This is a genomic window from Bacillus sp. (in: firmicutes), from assembly GCA_017656295.1.
In the GTDB taxonomy this organism is placed as follows: domain Bacteria; phylum Bacillota; class Bacilli; order Bacillales; family JACDOC01; genus JACDOC01.
Genome location: JACDOC010000003.1, coordinates 67536 through 87928, shown reverse-complemented (window position 1 = coordinate 87928; position 20393 = coordinate 67536). Strand labels below are relative to the sequence as shown.

At 42.3% G+C, this 20393-nt stretch carries 24 protein-coding genes; 13 read left to right on the top strand and 11 right to left on the bottom strand.

Annotation, left to right across the window (positions count from 1 at the left end):
• Positions 1–263 precede the first annotated feature (263 nt).
• Genes H0Z31_04505 through H0Z31_04490 form a run of 4 tightly spaced genes read left to right on the top strand, consistent with a single transcriptional unit; the run spans position 264 to position 4764 of the window.
• A complete protein-coding gene (locus tag H0Z31_04505; protein MBO8176703.1) occupies positions 264–965 on the top strand; it encodes an ABC transporter ATP-binding protein in 702 nt (233 codons plus the stop codon).
• Positions 914–3226: an FtsX-like permease family protein gene (locus H0Z31_04500; protein MBO8176702.1), complete on the top strand. Its 2313-nt coding sequence runs from the start codon at positions 914–916 to the stop codon at positions 3224–3226. Before H0Z31_04505 ends, H0Z31_04500 begins: the two co-directional genes overlap by 52 nt.
• A gap of 47 nt (positions 3227–3273) precedes the next feature.
• Positions 3274–4188, top strand: coding sequence for a ribonuclease Z (locus H0Z31_04495; GenBank protein ID MBO8176701.1), 915 nt, complete (start codon positions 3274–3276; stop codon positions 4186–4188).
• A 27-nt stretch (positions 4189–4215) separates the two neighbouring features.
• Complete coding sequence (locus H0Z31_04490; GenBank protein ID MBO8176700.1) at positions 4216–4764, top strand: histidine phosphatase family protein; 549 nt, start codon at positions 4216–4218, stop codon at positions 4762–4764.
• 47 nt (positions 4765–4811) lie between these two features.
• Here the strand turns inward: H0Z31_04490 and namA are convergent, their stop codons facing one another.
• Both namA and proC read right to left on the bottom strand, forming a co-directional pair.
• Positions 4812–5831 (bottom strand): NADPH dehydrogenase NamA, encoded by a 1020-nt coding sequence (namA, locus tag H0Z31_04485; protein ID MBO8176699.1) that lies wholly within the window; start codon positions 5829–5831, stop codon positions 4812–4814.
• A 98-nt stretch (positions 5832–5929) separates the two neighbouring features.
• Complete coding sequence (gene proC, locus H0Z31_04480; GenBank protein ID MBO8176698.1) at positions 5930–6751, bottom strand: pyrroline-5-carboxylate reductase; 822 nt, start codon at positions 6749–6751, stop codon at positions 5930–5932.
• A 482-nt stretch (positions 6752–7233) separates the two neighbouring features.
• Here proC and H0Z31_04475 point away from each other — a divergent pair, with 482 nt between their 5' ends.
• Together H0Z31_04475 and H0Z31_04470 are read left to right on the top strand one after the other, a co-directional pair.
• Positions 7234–8196 (top strand): MBL fold metallo-hydrolase, encoded by a 963-nt coding sequence (locus tag H0Z31_04475; GenBank protein ID MBO8176697.1) that lies wholly within the window; start codon positions 7234–7236, stop codon positions 8194–8196.
• A gap of 12 nt (positions 8197–8208) precedes the next feature.
• On the top strand, positions 8209–9003 hold the full coding sequence (locus H0Z31_04470; GenBank protein ID MBO8176696.1) for an SDR family oxidoreductase: 795 nt from the start codon (positions 8209–8211) through the stop codon (positions 9001–9003).
• Positions 9004–9344: 341 nt separating this feature from the next.
• Here H0Z31_04470 and H0Z31_04465 read toward each other — a convergent pair whose 3' ends face one another.
• Positions 9345–9539, bottom strand: a complete 195-nt coding sequence (locus H0Z31_04465) for a hypothetical protein (GenBank protein MBO8176695.1) — start codon at positions 9537–9539, stop codon at positions 9345–9347.
• Between the two features lie 334 nt (positions 9540–9873).
• On the opposite strand from H0Z31_04465, the gene H0Z31_04460 reads away from it, so the two are divergent.
• On the top strand, positions 9874–11136 hold the full coding sequence (locus H0Z31_04460; GenBank protein ID MBO8176694.1) for a UV damage repair protein UvrX: 1263 nt from the start codon (positions 9874–9876) through the stop codon (positions 11134–11136).
• Positions 11137–11191: 55 nt separating this feature from the next.
• The gene (locus tag H0Z31_04455; protein MBO8176693.1) at positions 11192–11539 is read left to right on the top strand and encodes a YolD-like family protein; all 348 of its coding nucleotides are present in this window, start codon (positions 11192–11194) and stop codon (positions 11537–11539) included.
• Between the two features lie 14 nt (positions 11540–11553).
• Here H0Z31_04455 and H0Z31_04450 read toward each other — a convergent pair whose 3' ends face one another.
• The 3 genes from H0Z31_04450 to H0Z31_04440 form a co-directional block, all read right to left on the bottom strand.
• On the bottom strand, positions 11554–11769 hold the full coding sequence (locus H0Z31_04450; protein MBO8176692.1) for a CDGSH iron-sulfur domain-containing protein: 216 nt from the start codon (positions 11767–11769) through the stop codon (positions 11554–11556).
• Positions 11770–12123: 354 nt separating this feature from the next.
• The gene (locus H0Z31_04445; GenBank protein ID MBO8176691.1) at positions 12124–13047 is read right to left on the bottom strand and encodes an alpha/beta hydrolase; all 924 of its coding nucleotides are present in this window, start codon (positions 13045–13047) and stop codon (positions 12124–12126) included.
• A 260-nt stretch (positions 13048–13307) separates the two neighbouring features.
• Positions 13308–14204 (bottom strand): hydroxymethylglutaryl-CoA lyase, encoded by an 897-nt coding sequence (locus tag H0Z31_04440; GenBank protein MBO8176690.1) that lies wholly within the window; start codon positions 14202–14204, stop codon positions 13308–13310.
• A gap of 152 nt (positions 14205–14356) precedes the next feature.
• Between H0Z31_04440 and H0Z31_04435 the strand changes: the two genes are divergently transcribed.
• The 4 genes from H0Z31_04435 to H0Z31_04420 all read left to right on the top strand — a co-directional run bounded on the left by H0Z31_04435 (position 14357) and on the right by H0Z31_04420 (position 17343).
• Entirely contained in the window at positions 14357–15547 is a 1191-nt protein-coding gene (locus H0Z31_04435; protein MBO8176689.1) for an acetyl-CoA C-acetyltransferase, read from the top strand.
• An 11-nt stretch (positions 15548–15558) separates the two neighbouring features.
• Complete coding sequence (locus tag H0Z31_04430) at positions 15559–16248, top strand: CoA transferase subunit A (protein ID MBO8176688.1); 690 nt, start codon at positions 15559–15561, stop codon at positions 16246–16248.
• 13 nt (positions 16249–16261) lie between these two features.
• Entirely contained in the window at positions 16262–16924 is a 663-nt protein-coding gene (locus H0Z31_04425; protein MBO8176687.1) for a CoA transferase subunit B, read from the top strand.
• 185 nt (positions 16925–17109) lie between these two features.
• Positions 17110–17343 (top strand): YqkE family protein, encoded by a 234-nt coding sequence (locus H0Z31_04420; protein ID MBO8176686.1) that lies wholly within the window; start codon positions 17110–17112, stop codon positions 17341–17343.
• Positions 17344–17470: 127 nt separating this feature from the next.
• On the opposite strand, the gene H0Z31_04415 is transcribed toward H0Z31_04420, so the two are convergent.
• Both H0Z31_04415 and mciZ read right to left on the bottom strand, forming a co-directional pair.
• A complete protein-coding gene (locus tag H0Z31_04415; protein ID MBO8176685.1) occupies positions 17471–18394 on the bottom strand; it encodes an aldo/keto reductase in 924 nt (307 codons plus the stop codon).
• 75 nt (positions 18395–18469) lie between these two features.
• Positions 18470–18601, bottom strand: a complete 132-nt coding sequence (mciZ, locus tag H0Z31_04410) for a Z-ring formation inhibitor MciZ (GenBank protein MBO8176684.1) — start codon at positions 18599–18601, stop codon at positions 18470–18472.
• Positions 18602–18672: 71 nt separating this feature from the next.
• Between mciZ and H0Z31_04405 the strand changes: the two genes are divergently transcribed.
• Positions 18673–19230 carry an NUDIX hydrolase gene (locus H0Z31_04405; protein MBO8176683.1) on the top strand — a complete coding sequence of 186 codons (558 nt, stop codon included), beginning with the start codon at positions 18673–18675 and terminating at the stop codon, positions 19228–19230.
• A gap of 46 nt (positions 19231–19276) precedes the next feature.
• Here the strand turns inward: H0Z31_04405 and H0Z31_04400 are convergent, their stop codons facing one another.
• From H0Z31_04400 to H0Z31_04390, 3 genes are read right to left on the bottom strand one after another with little or no spacing between them, the layout of a single operon-like run.
• Positions 19277–19483: a GNAT family N-acetyltransferase gene (locus H0Z31_04400; protein MBO8176682.1), complete on the bottom strand. Its 207-nt coding sequence runs from the start codon at positions 19481–19483 to the stop codon at positions 19277–19279.
• Positions 19401–19751: a hypothetical protein gene (locus tag H0Z31_04395; GenBank protein ID MBO8176681.1), complete on the bottom strand. Its 351-nt coding sequence runs from the start codon at positions 19749–19751 to the stop codon at positions 19401–19403. Before H0Z31_04395 ends, H0Z31_04400 begins: the two co-directional genes overlap by 83 nt.
• A 9-nt stretch (positions 19752–19760) precedes the next feature.
• Positions 19761–20345, bottom strand: coding sequence for a GNAT family N-acetyltransferase (locus H0Z31_04390; GenBank protein ID MBO8176680.1), 585 nt, complete (start codon positions 20343–20345; stop codon positions 19761–19763).
• Positions 20346–20393 lie beyond the last annotated feature (48 nt).

Here is a 20393-nt window from a genome sequence, read left to right as displayed (position 1 = left end):
AAACCTCGCTTTATTTATCTTTAGAAGTCAAACTTGGCTAGGTAACAAATGAAGATATATAACGTATTTCATTTTATCGGTTAATGATGGAAAGCGCAAATAGAATGAACGTCTAACGTCATTAATTAGAGTGGATGGGAATAATTTGAAAAATAATAATATTATAAAATGAAAATTATGAAATAAATTTATTAATATATTTCATAAAATATTGTAGTTCTCTTTTTCATAGTGTAAGATGGAAGGGTAAGGGGGAATGGAAAATGGGCATTTCATTAAAAAACGTCCAAAAAGTATACAAAAGTGGGGATGTAGATGTTCAGGCGTTAAAAAATGTATCTGTTCACATACCAGAAGGAACGATTTCGGTTATTTTAGGACCTTCAGGGTCTGGAAAGTCGACGTTGTTAAACGTCATTGGTGGAATTGACCGGCCAACAGAAGGAGAAGTTCACGTTTTTCATGAACCAGTTCACGAATTAACCGATCAACAATTAACGGAATATCGTCGGAAACATGTTGGCTTTATTTTTCAATCATACAATCTTATTCCGACATTAACGGTATACGAAAATGTGGAAGTAGGAGCGGAAATTAGCAAAGCACCGCTTTCGATTAATGAAGTGTTAAAAGGTGTCGGTATGTATGATAAAAAAGATAAGTTCCCGCAACAATTAAGTGGAGGGGAACAACAACGGATCGCGATTGCACGAGCGCTTGTGAAAAATCCACGGTTGTTACTGTGTGATGAACCAACCGGTGCATTAGATGAAGAAACCGGGAAAAAGATTTTACGTTTATTACAAGATGTTCACAAGCAATATGGCACCACGATTTTAATCATTACCCATAACCCTGGAATTAGTGCGATGGCCAATTGGGTCGTCAAAATGAAAAGTGGGGAATTGGTGGAATGTATCGAAAACGTACATCCAATTTCGGCGGAGAAGGTGGACTGGATATGAAAAAGCTGTCTAAAAGCGTTCTTCGCGAGATGAAAAAAAGTAAATTTCAATATAGTGGGGCGATTGTTCTTCTTTCATTAGCCGTGTTGCTTTATGTGATGTTATACACAGCCATTCATACGTTAGAGCAAAGCAATGAGCAGTTTATGAACGATTATGTGCAAGAAGATTTTCATGTGATTACCGGCATTCCACTGTCAGATGAGCAAATGGATCAGTTGGAACAACAATATGATGTCGTATTGGAAGAACGAAAACAAAAAGATCTTTCCATCGATAAAGGAAAGTCCCTTCGTATTTTTACGATTTCTGAGAACGTGAATGTGCCGTATGTGGAAGAAGGAGAGTTACCAACAGAAGAAAATGAAATCGCACTTGCCCAATCGTATGCTACGATGAATGAGCTAAATGTTGGGGATACGCTTACATTGGGTAATCAGGAATGGACGATATCCGGGACGATCTATTTACCGGATTATGTCTATATGTTAAAAAACTTAAATGACTTGTTTCAAGATCCGGCGTCATTTGGTATTGCCCTTGTAAACGATCAAGGATTTGAACGCCTGCCGGGTGAAGAGGTGACCTTTTACTCAGGCTATTGGAGTCAGAACGAACCACTAGACGAGTTCAAAGATACGCTATCTTCTTATACTCCCATCATTTTATGGGTCAATAGTGACGAAAACCCGCGGATTTCTTATATAGAAACAGAAATCGAAGGAGTAAAAACAACAACGACTGTCTTCCCGCTTTTTATCGGCACAATCGTCGTTTTCATGGTTATGATTCTATTAAAACGGCGCTTGGAGCTACAACGGAGTCAATTAGGAACCCTTCTTTCCATCGGCTATCGGAAGGGAGAACTCATCCGTTCGTTTCTGTTATATCCACTCATCGTCAGTTTGATTGGAAGTATACTCGGCATCGTTAGCGGTTGGTTGCTTTCCGTTCCGATTACGGAAGTGTATAGACAATTTTTTAATATTCCGTTGCTTGGAAATTTTTATGTATATGGAGAAGCACTCGGTATCGCCTTTCTATTACCAGTTGCTTTTCTGTGCTTGACAAGTGCTGGTATCGTGGCTAAACAGCTTCAAAAATCGCCAATTGATTTGTTAAGGCCACCTATGTTTCATGTGAAAGGCTATCGACGTTTTACTTTTCCGTTCCGATTGAAAAAATTTTCGACACGCTTTCGATTACGGATGCTCACGCGAAATATCGGACGTGCGCTGTTATTAAGTTTTGGAATCATTTTTTCAACGATGTTATTAATGTTCGGCATTATTTCGATGAATTCGATGGATACGTTACTAAACAAAACATATAAAGAAAGTTTAACTTACGATTATGCCTACTATTTTCAAAAACTTCAACAAGCGGAAGAGCCACAAGGTGATGAGTTCTCGTTTGGGGAAGGAAAAATTCGTGCGATCAATGGGAATAACCTCAACGATGAACGCACCGTTCAAGTGTATGGTATTGATTCATCAACGGAACTACTTCGTTTAAAAAATAAAGAAGGAGAAGATTTGCTTCCGGATTTAAAAGAGGGAGCCATTATCACGAAAACGCTTGCGTATGCCCTTAATCTTCGAGAAGGGGACGAATTAAACGTATGGAGTGAATCGAGTCAGCAGTCGTTAACGATTACAATTCAAGGAATAGCGGAAATTTATGCCGGTACGTTTATTTACTATGATCGTCAAATGGTCAATGAGTGGCTACAATATCCCGAAGGTTCATATGTAGGGTTATGGACGAAACAGCCGTTACCAGACTCCAAAGGCGTTTATATGATTGAGTCGAAAGAAGATATTATTCAATCCTTTACATCTTTAATGGAGCCGATGCGCTATTCGCTGCTTATTATGTCACTGCTTGCCTTTATTATTGGTGGAATTATCGTCTCGTTAATTACAAATTTAATTATTGAAGAAAATACGACAACCATTTCCCTCATGAAAATAATCGGTTATCGTCATCAGTCGATTGCGTCACTGATTCTCAATATTTACACACCTGTTGTCGTCATCAGTTACTTCATCGGTGTACCTATTTCCCTATATAGCGTCGATACGTTAATTCGTTCCATCGCCGATGAAACGAATTATGCGTTACCAGTTGGAGTGGATTACTTCTTCGTGCTCGTTGGGTTGCTGGTTATTTTCGTTTCCTATTATGCATCGTTAACTTTAAGTCGACGGAAGCTGAAAAAAGTTTCCTTACAAGAAGTATTAAAGGGACAAGAACGGTAAGGTTTATGGTATGATGTTGACAGTACGTATAAGCAGGAGGGTTTTTCTTGAAAGTGTTTTTTCTTGGTACGGGAGCAGGTGTCCCGGCGAAATTGCGCAACGTGTCTTCTATAGCCTTGAAGCTCCTTGAAGAACGGGGCGCAATTTGGCTCTTTGATTGCGGGGAAGCGACTCAACATCAAATCCTACACACGACGATTAAACCGCGTCGAATCGAAAAAATTTTTATTACCCATCTTCATGGCGACCATATTTTTGGCCTTCCGGGATTGTTAGGAAGCCGCTCGTTTCAAGGGGGAACTGATCCGTTAACCGTTTATGGACCTAAAGGGATTCAATCGTTCATTGAGACGAGCTTGGCAGTAAGTGAAACGCATTTGAAATATCCACTTCACATTGTAGAGATTGACGAAGGAACGATTTTTGAAGACGAACAATTTGTTGTGGAAGCCCGCCGGCTAGATCATGCGATTTTATCCTACGGATTTCGGATTGTAGAAAAAGATCGCCCCGGTGAACTTCAAGCCGATAAGTTGCAAGCGGAAGGAATTCCTCCAGGACCGATTTATAAACGGTTAAAAAATGGGGAAACGGTGCAATTAGACGATGGACGGGTGATTTGTGGAAAAGATTACTTAGGCCCGAAGCAAAAAGGGAAAGTTGTTACTATATTAGGGGATACAAGGCCTTGTGAGAACGCCCGCATACTCGCCGAAAACGCTGATTTGCTTGTTCACGAAGCAACGTTTGCAAAAGACGGTGAGGAAATGGCGTTTGAATACTTTCATTCCACGACAACTCAAGCAGCGTCACTTGCCAAAGAAGCTCGAGTGTCCCGGCTCGTGTTAACCCATATCAGTTCACGTTACGGAAAAGAGGACTGGTCGAAATTAGCAAGTGAGGCGATGGCCATTTTTCCGAATACGGCCATTGCCAAGGATTTTAGCGAATTTCCAGTATAAGAAAGAAGACAAAGTGGGAGGAACATCATGAAAACGATCTATCTTGTAAGACATGCGAAAGCAGAAGGACAACCGTTTGAAGCACCATTAACAACGTTAGGTCAACAACAAGCAAAAGCACTTGTCGAATTTTTTCACGATCGTCCGATTGATAAAATTTATTCAAGTCCATATGTCCGAACGAAAGCAACGATTCGGCCGATAGCCGAGGTGCGGGGATTGCCGATTCATGAAGATGACCGGTTGGCTGAGCGAAAATTAGGGAAGCCGGATATAGAAAATTGGAGAGAAAAATTACAGGACACGTTTAATGACTTCGATCTCGCTTTTCCAGAAGGGGAGTCGAATCGGATGGCGTTAGCTAGGGCCGAATCAATGATACAAGAAGTGCTTGCTTCGGATGATGAACATATCGTTTTAGTAAGTCATGGGAATTTAACGACACTATTGTTACATTATTTTGATCAACAGCATGGTTACGATACCCTCATGCGGTTAACGAACCCGGATGTGTATGAAATTACTGTTCATGATGAGGGTCATACGCTTCGCCGCATTTGGGATGACCGAATTTAACATGTTAACCGAGAAGTCTCCCACCTCAACTTGTAGGTGGGTGAGGTTCATTTCCATCCTCTTTTATATGGATTTGGTGCTTCTAGTTGAATGCCGAGATCATTGGCAGCACGTAGCGGCCAGTATGGGTCTCGCAGCAATTCTCTTCCAATAAAGATGAGGTCGGCTTGTTCGTTTTGTAAAATCTCTTCCGCTTGGCGGCCAGTCGTAATCATTCCCACTGCCCCTGTAGCGATACCGGCTTCTTTCTTAATTTGTTCAGCAAACGGAACTTGGTAGTTCGGATATGCATGAATCGATGCTGGGACGACACCACCGGAGCTGACATCAACTACATCCACCCCAAGTTTTTTCATCCACTTAGCAAACACGACGTAATCGTTTGGCATAAGCCCCCCATCTTGATAGTCGTGTGCAGACACCCGAACAAACAGAGGACCTTCCCAAACTTCTTGAACAGCAAGAATCGCTTCTTTTAAAAAGCGGAATCGATTTTCCGGTGACCCACCGTATTCATCTTGACGCTTGTTCGTTAATGGAGAAAGAAATTCGTTGATTAAATAGCCGTGAGCACCGTGAAGTTCAATGATATCGAATCCCGCTTGTTTTGCCCGGAGTGCCCCTTGTTGAAAGGCGTTAATGGTTTCTTGAATATCTTCTTTTGTCATTTCTGTTGGTACTTTCTCATTATCTGTAAACGGGATTGGCGACGGGGCGTAAATGGTATTCGAAGCACGACCTTTCCGTCCAGCATGGGCTAATTGGATCGCCGTTTTGGCCCCGTACATTTGGATTTCTTTAACGATTGAGGCGAGACCTTCGATATGTTCGTCACTCCAAATACCTAAATCTTGTGGTGATATGCGACCTTCTGGGGTAACAGCTGTTGCTTCAAACATAATTAAGCCTACTTGCCCAATGGCTCGTGATACATAATGCACGCGATGCCAATTCGTCGCTTTTCCGCCTTCTGTGGCTGAGTACATACACATTGGCGACATGACAATTCGATTCTTCAACGTCACGTCTCGAAGCGTGTATGGTGAAAATAATAATGTCATGTTCATCCCTCCGTTCCATTGATTGGAAATTACATACATATTCAGTATAGCAATCGTTCCGTTTCAGTGGTAATAATATGCTTTTTGGAGGAGTTGCTCGTGATTTATAGGACCCGAAGACGTTCACCGAGTGTTTTTGATTGTTTCGTCGCAGCTTGAATACAATCAATTAATGCTTCTTTTACTTTACGTTGGTCTAGCATGCGGATGCCGGCTTCTGTCGTTCCACCTGGACTCGTTACCGCTTCTCGAAGTTCAGATGGTTGTTTTTCACTCATCGATAACATTTCAGCTGCGCCAATTAACGTTTGGACAATAAGTTGTTTGGCTTTGTCTTTTTCTAAGCCAATTTGTTCAGCCGACTCTTCCATCGCCTCAACAATGTAATAAATGTAGGCTGGGCCACTGCCGGATAAGCCGGTTACAGCATCGAGTTGTTCTTCGGCCACTTCGGTTACAAGGCCAATCGCGGCAAATAATTCACGGGCGATTTGTTTTTGTTTTTCACTCACCCAACGGTTAAACGAAATAGCGGTCGCGGACTTTTGAATCGTCGCTGAGGTATTTGGCATCGCGCGTACAATTGGGATTTGTTTGCCCACGCCTTCTTCAAGCGTTTGTAACGATACTCCAGCCAAGACGGAGACGAGCAAGTGATGTTTTTTCAGATAATCACGAATGTCGCTTATAGCGGATTTAATGTCTTTCGGTTTCATGGCTAACACGATGATGTCTGTATCTTTAAAAAGTTCCTCCCGATTATATGTGATGCGAACACCGTATGTGTGTGCCAGTCGCTGTAATTTTTGTTCATCGTGTTTATTGGTGACAATGATGTTCTTACTTTCTACTAGTCCTGTTTTTACCATACCGGCAATCATCGCTTCCGCCATCGAGCCAGCGCCGATAAAAGCGATTCGTTTCATATGTTCACACCCCTTTTTTCCTGTAGTTTTTACGAAATAAAAAACCCTTTCATCCTTTAAGGACGAAAGGGGAACTTCCGTGGTACCACCTTAGTTCACAAAAGAACAGCTTTTGTGCACTCGAAACCGATAACGCTGGTTTTCCGCGTTTAGGTTTTCCTAACAGCTCGTAAGATAGGTTCAATGGAACAGAGGACGATGAAACCTTCCAGCCGCTGGGTTTCACTCTCTTGCGCCATCTTCCATTTACTGGTCTTACTCATCGCTCGTTTTTCCGTATCAAAGTTTAAAAGTTTAATTGTGATTATGCCGAATGGACAAGGGAGTTGTCAAGAGGAAAAAATCTGATTTTGTAAAGTTTTTTTGTTTGTATTATGTGAAAATAATGACAGTGGGCCGAAAGTGAAGTACACTAATTTTAATATGGTGTGAATTCACGATGTTAATTTTATATAAAAATAATATTCTTAGGTGGGAGAACAATGCAGGAAAAGGCAATTTTGAAAATCTCGCTGCCGACCCCCTTTCCGGTAGGAGATGTGAACGTTTTTTTACTGAAGGGGGAGAAATTGACACTGGTCGATGTCGGACCGAAAACGAAAGAAGCGTGGGAAGCGTTAACGACTCAATTAGCAATGTTCGGGTATACACCGGATGATATTGAGCAAGTCGTCGTTACCCATCATCATCCTGACCATGTCGGTTTGTTAGATTGGTTTCATGAGGACTTGGAAATCATCGGACATTCGTATAATCGTCGCTGGCTATATCGGACGGATGCGTTTATGGAAGAATACGCTCAATTTTATCGCCAATTATTTGTTGAGTGTGGCATTCCGAACAAGTGGTTGTCGCATTTTGAAAAAATGAAACGGACCTTGGACTATTCGTGTCAACGCCCGTTAACGTCGATCGTCAAAGAAGGCGAATCAGTGCCATTTTTACCTGGTTGGACGGTGTTAGAGACGCCAGGACACGCCCAGAGCCAAATCGGACTTTTTCATGAGGAAAAACGATGGTTGATCGGAGGGGATCATGTATTAGCCACCATTTCGTCTAATCCGTTATTAGAGCCGCCTGAGGTATCAGGGCTACCACGTCCGAAACCGCAACTCCAGTACAACGAATCGTTGCAAAAGCTGTTACAGTATCCAATCGATGTCGTCTATTCAGGACATGGACCGAACGTCACCCAAGTACATGCGCTTATCAAACGACGGCTCGAACGTCAGCATGAGCGTGCGATGCAAGTAAAAAAACTCCTGTTAGAACGACCAATGACTGCTTTTGACGTGTGTCAACAACTGTTCCCGGCCGTTTATGAAAAACAGCTGACCTTAACCATATCGGAAACAGTAGGGCAATTAGACTATTTAGTACATAACGGAGAGATTCAAGCACACCGAAACGATGATGGAGTATTCGTATATGAGGTTGTACGGTAAAGGAGGGACGGTATGCTAAATCCTTGGCTAAAAGGAAAACGAGTTGTGATTACCGGTGCATCAAGTGGGATTGGAAAAGAAATGGCGCTGTTAGCCGCTGGGTGCGGAGCCCATGTGATTTTACTGGCCCGCCGAGAAGAAAAACTACGGGAAATTGCAAACCAAATCGAACAAGAACAAGGAAGCGTGACGGTCATGGCGTTGGATGTGACGGATAGTCGCCAAGTAGAAGAAGTGTTCACGAAACTTTTAACCATGTTTCCGAAGATTGATGTCTTAATTAATAATGCTGGCTTCGGTTTGTTTCAAGAAATCGTCGATATGAAGATGGAAGATGTCCACCGGATGTTTGATGTCAACGTGTTAGGACTCATCGCCTGCACTCGACAAGTCATCCCCCATATGAAAGCGAATCAATGTGGGCACATTATCAATATTGCTTCCCAAGCCGGAAAAATCGCCACCCCTAAATCGAGCGTTTATGCAGCGACGAAGCATGCGGTGTTAGGATTTACCAATAGCCTCCGACTCGAGCTTCAAGCTTTTGGTGTGTTCGTCACAGCGGTCAACCCTGGTCCGATTGATACCGACTTTTTTGCCATCGCCGACGAGTCCGGAACGTATGTCAAAAACGTAAAACGATGGATGCTTCGCCCCGAACAAGTAGCCGAAGCGGTCATTGCTTGTTTAGGAACGAACCGCCGTGAGATCAACATGCCAAGATGGATGAATGTCGGTAGTAAGCTGTATCAATTGTTCCCGTCACTTGTCGAGCGAATGGGGAAAAGGGCGTTTTTTCAAAAATAAAAAGTAGCTAGGTATTTGTAACAAAGGTGTTCTCTGTGGTAGGGGGCACTTTTGTTAACACATTAATGAGGTTGATTGTTCAGTAGTTCGCAAATGAGTGCATATTGACATTTCTCGGTGCAAAAACGCCATCTAAGGGCATAATACGGTTTTCAAGTGAAATAAGGACTTGCCGATGCAACAATTTTTAAATCGAGTAAACGGGTACAATACCTATCAATGGGGTTGTTATTGGACGTCTCATTTTAGAAATATTGCTAATAGAATCCGTTTTTTTAAAAAAATTTTTTGTAGTTCTTATACAAAAACGCTAGGTGATCCCATCCCTAGCGTTTTTTGTATTACGTTGTTAAAAATTCATACACGACATCTTGCACAACCTCGTGTACATCCGCTTCCGGGCAATGTTGTTTTTCTTCAATGACCCGTTGACATAGCGCTATTAAATCCTCATCGCTAAGCAGTACATCCCCGCGGCCGTATTCATATTGCATAAAGCAATTGCGAATCATTTTTTCAATTAACTTTTGCTCCATACGATCATCTCCTTGTTTGATTATATCAGTTTTCTTCGTCGAAAAGTAAAATTTTGAGTCCTGGCAGCTCATAAGGAAGTTTAGATCGCCGATAAATATATCCTATTTATTGCTATGTACTAAATTAGATTTTTTATGTACCAAATGCCAAATGCTGCGTTCTATAAGCCGCTATGTACCCAATCAGTTTTCTTAGGAGCTAACATCAGGCCTTATGCGCCAAAACAACTATACAGATAAGAAAAAAGTACCAGTTGCAATCGAACGTATATTCGCATACTATTATGAATAGAATAAGAACAAGTGTTCGTATTTTACGTAAAGAGGTGGGAGCATGACTGTCGATTATAGTTGTTTACCAAAACAGCAAATTTTGTGCATCGACATGAAAAGTTTTTACGCTAGTTGTTCGGCTGTTATGCTCGGGCTGGATCCACAAACGTGTTACTTAGCAGTGGTTGGGGACATCGATCGGAAAGGAAGCGTGGTGCTGGCGGCGTCTCCGCGGTTAAAAAAAGAATTTGGTGTGAAAACAGGTTCCCGCCTATTTGAAATTCCAAATGACCCGCGTATTAAAATTGTTGAACCGAAAATGGCGACGTATTTACGAATTTCGACCGAACTGACGAAGCTGTTTCATCGGTACGTTCCGAAAGAAGCGATTCATACGTACAGCGTAGATGAAAGTTTTATTAAAGTGGACGGTACGAGTCAGCTGTGGGGAAGTGCCTGGACGATTGCGGAAAAAATTCGCGACGAAATGGAGCGAGAATTTCAACTTCCTTGCGCCATTGGTATCGGTCCGAACATGCTGATGTCTAAATTGTGTTTAGATTTAGAAGCGAAAAAAACCGGGATTGCTGAATGGACGTACGAAGATGTGCCGAGAAAGCTATGGCCGGTTCAGCCGTTAAGTGAAATGTGGGGAATCGGCAAGCGTTTGGAGCGAACGCTCAATCGAATGGGGATTTTTACTGTTGGCCAACTGGCTAAGTACGACTTGCACAAGCTGGAAGCGAAGTTCGGAATCATGGGCAATCAGCTGTACTATCATGCGTGGGGCGTCGATTTGTCTGAAATCGGAGCACCGATTATGGAAGGGCAAATTAGCTTTGGAAAAAGTCAAATTTTATTACGTGATTATAAAGACAAAGAGGAAATTAAGCACGTCATTCTCGAAATGTGTGAAGAAGTGGCACGGCGTGCGCGGACGCATCGGAAGGCGGGACGAACGGTGAGTTTAGGCATCGGGTACAGTCAAGACGAATTAGGAGGCGGCTTTTACCGCTCCAAAACGATGAGTGAGCCAACAAACGTGACGATGGATTTGTACCGAACGTGCTTACAGCTATTTGAAGAACATTATCGAAACAAGACGGTTCGGCAAATATCGGTGGCGCTTTCCAATGTCGTAGACGATGATATGCTCCAGCTGCGCCTATTTGAACCGAATTTGTGGAAAAAACGAGAGCTAGGGTATACGATGGACGCTATTCGTAGTCGGTACGGTTCCGCTGCGCTGTTACGTTCCGTTTCGTATACAAGCGCAGGAACGGCTCGTCTGCGGGCTAAATTAGTTGGCGGTCATAAAGCATAGAGGGTATGTGGAACATCCGATTGCCATGCCTAAAGAAAACGAAGGAGGGGGGCCAATGATTCGAGATCGTGGACGAATTAAGTGGACGTCGATGATGCTTCCGGAGCATGTAAAAATGCTGCGCAACTGGGCGAAGGAAGATAGCTATGAACAACCAATTACGGTCGACGAACAAGCATTGGAAAAGATGAACGAAATTACAGAAGAAGCGTTACACTCAGGAAAACGAGTCGTCATTACACATTATGACGACCACCAGTATCGCCCGCTCATCGGGACGATTGTTCGAGTAGATACCCTGAAACAGACGCTACATGTAGAAGACAACTTCTCCGAACGATGGGTTGTTCCGCTAGCTAACATTGTCGATATCCGGTTTCATGAAGAAGAGCTGTCGGAATAGGCGACAGCTCTTCTTTACGCTTCCTGTTCTGGCTTAGGAGCGCGAACAACGGATTCAAATTTTCCTTTGTGGGATCCATCGCAAAATGGCATTTTAGATGAAAGTCCACAACGGCATAAAGAAAATACTTGCTTCGTTTCGAATTTGTTTCCTTCTGCGTCAATTAATTCAACATCTCCCGTAACGCGGAACGAACCGTTATCGTTCACTTTAATTTGGACTTTCGTCATGAAAAACCACCCTTTCACACTTAAAAAACCCCTACTTTTCTGATGGTAAAAGGAAACGACAAAAAATGCAAGCTGAGGTTTCGTTCGCGGAGGTAATTTTCCATAAAGAACATAACGGAAAGGTTTAATCTGTAAAAATATAAAAGGAAAAGTACTAATAAGGACAGCATCTAAGAGCAAATTTGCCGTGGTAGCGAGCAAAAACTCACAAGTTAAGAGCAAATTTGCTGTGGTTAAGAGAAAAAATTACATGTTAAGAGAAATCCTACGTACTTAAGAGCAAAAAATCTGCTTGCTCTAAAAAGACCGAACAAAAAAACAGTAAGAATACGTCTCACCGGATGACTTGAAACATCAACTTTCAACCGAAGTACTAAAGACATACGTATGTAAAAATTGATCAATCGCCTGTTCATACGCTTCCCGATTTTTAAACAGCGCTTCAGCGTGAACTCCATCGGTTGCTAAAAACAGTTGCTTCGGGCCTTTTTTTCGTTCGTACAGTTCTTTCGTCATCGAAGGAAGAATGTAGTCATCTTTTTCACTATGAATAAACAACACCGGAGCCGATATGCGATCGACGATGCGACGTGGGGAAACGTCTTTCACCGAATATCCATCTCGCAGGCGGAGAAGCCTGTCCGTTAATGAAAGTAGCAACCGAGACGATACTTTATATTCCTTTTTCATCCGATAAAGAAGCTGTTCTTCAAAATCGGAAAAAGGGCAATCGGCAATGTAAAATTGAGCGCAATCTTCAAACATTCCGGCGTAAAGAAGCATAGTGACCGCCCCCATCGACTCCCCGTGAATGCCGAACCGGACGTCAGGGCCTCTTTTACGAAGCAACGTATGAATCACCGCTTGTAAATCGTATTTTTCGTAATGACCGTAGCTCGTTGTTTTACCACCTGATTCCCCGTGGCGGCGATGATCATAAATGACCGCGTTAAATCCGCGTTGTAAAAATAAATTCATATATTTAATCGAGCTCCATTTACATTCCGTTACCCCATGGCAAAACACGACGTACCATTTCGTTTCGTGTGGTTCGACAAATACCGCTTTTATTCGGTAGCCGAAAGGCGAATTGACCCATACCTCCTCTTTCGGTAACGCGTCAAAATCAGTAAGCGAGCATAATTTTCGCTGTTGATCACGATTGAGAATGAGTTTTTCTTCTTTTTTCTTTATGTACATCATTTGATGGGAAAAATACGTAATAAGAGAAGTAACCGCTAAAGCAGAACCACCGACAATTGGCACCCATTTTTTCATGTTCATCACCTAATATAGTTAAGATAAAAAGAAAACACTACCGACTGCAGGCCGATAGTGTTCGAACCATCCATCCTTATTGAGTGCTATTTTGTCTCTTTCGAGGATGAATGGCTGTTTCTAAATCTTCTGCTGCCATGGTTTGTTTTGTAGTATCGGCCGTCGGTTTTCCTTTTTGGGAAAATCCTTTCTCTCGTTTTTGGCTCATGCTCATCCCTCCTGATACGTATTCCTCATTAGGATGAACAGCCAATGAAAAATTATTCTTGCTTATGCAGTCGATAATACCCGCTTGTCAATTCCCGGGAAAGATACGGTTCAACGATTCGTAACGCTTCTATCAGTTGCTGTAAATCAATGTTCGTTTCGATGCCCATACGCTCCAGCATATACACGACATCTTCCGTAGCGACGTTTCCAGTAGCGCCTTTTGCAAACGGACATCCTCCTAATCCGCCAACCGAAGAATCGAAGCGGTCGACACCGGCTTGAAGGGCAGCGAAAATATTGGCTAAGGCCATTTCACGCGTATCATGGAAGTGAGCGGTTAGCAACACAGAAGGAAACGAATCTTTCATTTTAGAAAAAAGAGCGTATGATTCGAGCGGTGTCGCCATGCCGATTGTATCCGCCACGCTTAGTTCATCGACACCGGCTTCAACGAATTGTTCACACAATTGAACGGTTCGGTCTGGGTCCACTTTTCCTTCATATGGACAATAAAAGGCAGTCGAGATGCACGCCCGAACAAACAAGCCGCGCTCTTTCAACTCATGAATAAGCGGCACAAGCTCGGCCATGCTTTCAGCGGTTGATTTATTAATATTTTTCTTATTAAACGTATCACTTACACCTACAAACACTGCTACGGCTTGACAATTCGATTCAAGCACACGTTCAATCCCCTTGCGATTTGGAGCAAGAACGATATTTCGAAGGTCGTCTCGACAACGGTCAACGATTTCGGCCGCATCTTTCATTTGCGGCACCCATTTTGGAGATACAAACGAAGTTAATTCCATTTCGGTAAAGCCAGCTTTTTTTAGCGCCTGAATAAACGCTACCTTCACATTAGTTGGGACGAATTGCCCCTCATTTTGTAACCCATCCCGTGGTCCAACTTCAATGATGGTCACTTTTTTTGGTAACGAAATCATTCTCATCTCCCCCTTTGATTCTCACTTTATTGTAGGAAGAAAAATTTGCAAAAAGCAAGAATAATAGAATTTTTTATAAAATTAAAGGAATTTTAATTATGCATATCGAATAAAAAGCATTGGTACTATTTTTTTGCAAGGGGGATGGAGTCGTGTCACAACAAGAGGTCGTGATTGTCAGCGCTGTTCGTACTGCGATCGGAAGCTTTAACGGGGCGCTTAAAGATGTGGAAGCGCCAAAGCTTGGAGCAACGGTCATTCAAGAAGCTCTTGCGAAGGCAGGTGTCAAGCCGGAGCAAGTTGATGAAGTCATTATGGGGAATGTGCTGCAAGCAGGTCTTGGGCAAAATCCAGCTCGACAAGCAGCTATTTTAGCGGGTCTACCTGAAAGCGTTTCCTCAATGACGATAAACAAAGTGTGTGGATCTGGACTAAAAGCGGTTCATTTAGCCACCCAGGCGATTGTCGCTGGTGATGCCGAAATCGTTGTCGCTGGTGGAATGGAAAATATGAGCCGGGCCCCTTATTTATTAAAAAATGCCCGTAACGGGTTTAAAATGGGTGACCAAAAGCTCGTGGATAGCATGATTTCCGACGGCTTATGGTGTGCCTTTAACGATTATCACATGGGGATTACCGCTGAGAATTTATGTGATAAATACAAAATTACAAGAGAAGAACAAGACGAATTTGCGGCGTGGAGTCAAGAAAAAGCTGCCAAAGCAATCGAAGAAGGAAAGTTTAAAGAAGAAATCGTACCTGTCGTCATTCCACAACGAAAAGGTGATCCAATCGTTTTTGAACAAGACGAGTATCCACGAAAAGGAACAACGGTGGAGAAGTTAGCGTCTTTGAAACCAGCGTTTAAAAAAGACGGTAGTGTTACAGCAGGAAATGCGTCTGGTATTAACGATGGAGCAGCTGCCGTTGTTGTTATGTCAAAGAAAAAAGCAGAAGAACTTGGAATTAAGCCGCTCGTGACCATTAAAGCGAATGCGTCAGCAGGTGTCGATCCATCCATTATGGGAATCGGCCCAGTGTCTGCTGTGAAAAAAGTCCTTGAAAAAGCATCGCTATCAACGGAGGACATTGAACTCATAGAAGCGAACGAAGCGTTTGCGGCACAATCGTTAGCGGTTGATCGGGAACTTCGTTTAAATCGAGACATTTTAAACGTTAATGGTGGAGCCATTGCCCTAGGTCATCCAATCGGAGCTAGTGGAGCCAGAATTTTAGTCACGTTAATTCATGAAATGAGACGAAGAAAGGCGAAAAAAGGACTAGCTACCTTGTGCATTGGTGGAGGACAAGGGGTAGCAACCATAGTTGAATTAGCAGAATAGGAGGCGGAAACATGAAACAAATTTACACTTCCTTTCAAGAAGCAGTTGCAGATATTCATGACGGAGCAACCATTATGGTCGGTGGCTTCGGACTGTGCGGAATTCCAGAAAATTTAATTCTCGCCCTTGTCGAAAAAGGCGTGAAAGACTTAACAGTGATTTCTAATAACTGTGGTGTTGACGATTGGGGACTTGGTTTGCTTCTTCAAAACAAGCAAATTAAGAAAATGGTTGGGTCCTACGTTGGAGAAAATAAAGAATTTGAACGACAAGTCTTAGCAGGGGAAATTGAAGTAGAGCTTATTCCACAAGGGACGTTAGCGGAAAAAATTCGTGCCGGTGGAGCAGGCATTCCGGCGTTTTATACACCAGCTGGAGTCGGAACACCAATTGCCGAAGGAAAAGAAATTCGTACGTTTAACGGTAAAGAGTACGTGTTAGAAGAAGCGTTAACCGCTGATTTTAGCTTAGTTCGGGCATGGAAGGGCGACAAAATGGGGAACTTAGTGTACAACAAAACGGCCCGTAACTTTAACCCGATGATTGCCGCTGCCGGAAAAGTAACAATCGCTGAAGTAGAAGAACTGGTCGAGGTGGGCGAACTCGATCCAAACTTCATTCATACGCCAAGCATTTACGTACAAAAATTGATTCAAGGCAAGCAAGAAAAACGAATCGAACGGCGGACAACGAGAAAATAAAGGGGGAGCGAACATGGATAAAGCACTAGTGCGCGAAAAAATTGCGAAACGAGCGGAAAAAGAAATCGAAAATGGCTTTTACGTCAACCTTGGGATCGGGATGCCAACATTAGTAGCAAACTTTATTTCAGATAACAAACAAGTCGTTTTACAATCGGAAAACGGCCTTCTTGGCATCGGGCCATACCCAACGGAAGAAGAAGTAGATGCCGATTTAATTAATGCCGGAAAAGAAACGGTGACGGCCATCCCAGGAGCGGCATACTTCGATAGTGCCGAATCGTTTGCGATGATTCGCGGCGGTCATATCGATGTTGCGATTCTTGGAGGCATGGAAGTATCTGAGCACGGCGACTTAGCCAATTGGATGATTCCTGGAAAGATGATTAAAGGGATGGGCGGCGCGATGGATTTGGTACACGGTGCCCGGAAAATTATCGTCATTATGGAGCATGTGAACAAAAATGGCGAACCGAAAATTTTAAAGCAATGTTCGTTACCGTTAACCGGAAAAGGGGTTGTCAATCGCATCATTACAGAACGAGCGGTGATAGATGTTACGGAAAAAGGACTTGTCTTAAAAGAAGTCGCGAAAGGTTTTACGGTAGAAGATGTAGTAGCTTCTACAGAACCGGAATTAATCATTTCCGAAGAACTAGTAACCGACGCTTATTAATGTTATTAGAGAGTTTAAACATATCTCAAAAAGAGTTCAACTGGAAAAAGCATGTGAATGGGTCCGTTCACATGCTTTTTGATTGAGCGTTTGCTCGAAACACTGGACTTTAAAAAATACGCCAAACCTGATTTAATTAAAATACCTACTTAATGAATTAATCAAAGAAAAAAGGAGTTTCAACCATGAAGGGGAAAAAGCAAACATCAACTGATTCCAACACTACTTTAAAAGACCATTTACATACAGACATGCTGCAAAAGCTAAAAGAAGCAAAAAAAGAACTTGAAAAAGCCGAACAACAACGAAAAGTGGAAGAAGAGAGGAGAAAGCGTGAAGAACGGATACAACGGGAGAAAAATAAAACGTTTGAAGAATTGCTGAACGAAAGCAATTTGAATTGGAAAGATTTTAAGTAGATTCATAGTGTTAAGACATCCAGGTTATAATAATTTTGAGACTACTTTCTGCCTTGACGCTAACTAACTATAATAAAATGCTAAAAATTTGTTAAACCCCTCCTATATATAGGAGGGGCTAAGTTCGTTATGGCCGATGTGCCGTATATTTTTGTTCTTTCGTAATTTCACGAAGAATCTCGTATTCTTCATCCGACAAAGCGGAACTTTCTGCCGCTCGAATATTTTCTTTTAGTTGTTCCACTGAACTAGCCCCAGGAATGACAGCTGCTACCGCCTCGTGTCGTAAACAAAATTGCAAGGCAACTTCATTTAATGTACGGGAATCGTTAAATTTTTCTTCTAACTGGGTAATAAGTTCTTGGCATTCTTCTGGGGAGTAATCTAAATAGCCTTCTTGGCGAACTTTTTCAGATGCTTTACTCCAGCCTTCCGTAGTCAACAGGCCTTTGGCTAAAGGTCCTCGACAAATGACCGAAATATTTTTTTCTTGTAATAAAGGAAACCATTCTTCGGGACGACGATCCAATAGGCTGTATTGCATCATATTAGAAACGATATTGGATTGCTCGGCATACGTTTGAATCACGTTTGGTCGGATGGACGAGATGCCGTAATACCGAATGAGCCCTTCTTCTTTTAATTCTTCAAACGCTTCAATCGTTTCGTCAATTGGGTCGTTAATCGTCCCGCCGTGCAATTGATACAAATCGATGTAGTCGACACGAAGACGACGCAAGCTATCTTTTACCGCTTCTTTAATATACGCTTTTGAAGGATCCCATCGCCAACCGTCTTTTTGCTCGTTCCATCTATTTCCAACTTTCGTGGCGATTACGACCTCGTCTCGTACAGGTTGTAAAGATTTCCCGACAATTTCTTCGTTCATCCCAAAATCGTACAAATCAGCCGTATCAAAATAATTGATGCCTGCTTCTAATGCCGCTTTAATGATGGATTCTGCGTGCGCCTGGTTGGTCCCAAGAGACATACAGCCTAAGCCCATTTTCGATACATACAAATCCGATGTTCCTAATTGACGTCGTTCCAAACCTTTCTTCCTCCTTTACAAAGGCTTCTTCATCCCCATGATAAAGGAAAAAGAAAGGAATGAATAGGAAAATGCCTATTTCGGATACATTTGTTCAACAAAATCTATCACGCGCTTATAACGCTTGTTCATCCGTTTTAACTGATGCCGAATTTCCCATGCTTTTCCGGTGAGCGTAATTCCTTTTTTATGAATATATACTTTCATCTCATCGCCTCCATCCCAAGTATGGTAAAATGTATGAGAATTTAAACCGTAAAAGACCGGGAGTGAATGGGATGAAGAAATTTGAAGAAAAAACAGTAAAAACAGAACCGATTTTTCAGGGGAGAGTCATTTCCTTACAAGTCGATACCGTGGAATTACCAAATGGGAAGACATCGACACGCGAACTCATTAAACACCCGGGGGCAGTCGCTGTCATCGCGTTAACGGCCGACAACAAACTTGTTATGGTCGAGCAATATCGGAAAGCGTTAGAGCGGACACTTATCGAAATTCCAGCAGGGAAGCTGGAGCCGGGAGAAGAGCCAGAAAAAACAGCGATACGGGAATTAGAGGAAGAGACCGGGTATACGTGTGAAAAAATGGAGCATGTCATTTCCTTTTACACATCACCAGGGTTCGCAGATGAAATCGTTCACGTCTTTTTGGCTAAAAAATTACGAAAACTTGATACAAAAAAAGAACTAGATGAAGACGAATTTGTGGAACTGTTAGAAGTGACACTCGAAGAAGCGGAGCAGCTGATAGAAGGAAGGCGGATCTACGATGCGAAAACCGTTTTTGCCGTGCAGTTTTTACGATTGCAACAATTGTTAAACAAGAAGGAATAGACATAAAAAAGCTTGAGGACACGATTCCTCAAGCTTTCATTTTAATCTAGTTACGTAGTTTGTATTCCATTTTTCTCGCTTGGGTTGTCATTCCCATCGCTTCGTAAAATTTAATCGCATGTTGATTGAATTCCCACACACCAAGTTCTAAACTTTCTGCACCAACTTCTTTAGCGAATTGAACGGCTTGTTGGAACAGTAATTTTCCTAAACCTTGTCCTTGGTAGCTTTTTGTGACACCAAGGTCTTCCATAAATACATAGTGCCTTTTTTGATAAAATTGTTCGATTTGGCGTTACACGTTTTCGTAAAAACGTAAACGCGACAATTTCATTTCCGTTTTCAATGACGAAAATACAGCCATCATGACTTTCGACCAGTTCTTGAAAATACGCATAATCTAACGTCTCGTCCGTTCGTTGATAAATATCAGGTCTCTCTTGTACATGAAGTTTATGAACTTCCGTATGTACCGGTTTTAGTTTTTCGTAGTCTGTTAAAGCGGCTTTACGAACTTTCACTTTTATAATCTACTTTCTTAGTTCGTTCCACTCATCTTTTAAAACCGAATAAACGCACGTGCTACGTAACGAAGTCCCCTCAGCAGAAAGCGAATCGTTTCGTAAAATGCCTTCTAACGTAAACCCTAATCGTTCCGGAATGGCGCGTGAACGAATGTTTTCAGGATCGCAGCGAATTTCGACCCGATTGCCGTCTAATTCGTCAAACACAAACGCTGTTAACCGTTTTACTGCTTCCGTCATATATCCATGTCCTGTATGCTTCGTATGAATCCAATATCCGATTTCAAATTTTCGCACGTCCCAATTTATACGATGAAGTCCAGTTGAACCGATAAATTCGTCATCGGTTTTACGAAAGATATGTAGGCGAATATCTTCCCGTGTAATAAATTCACTGTAAGCTTTTCGGATATTTATTTCGACTTCGGCTTTCGTTTGCTCCTTTTGGGCAAAGGGGAGCCATTCTTTTAACTCCTTGCGTGATTCGACGATTGCCTGATGGACGACTTCTCCATCCCCAGGTAGGGCAGGCCGAATATATAAGCGTTCGGATTCGATTCGGTCTGGAAAAGGGATCATGATGGGATTCATGTAAACGCCTCCTTTGTTGGTGAAAATTAATAAAATAATAGCAATATT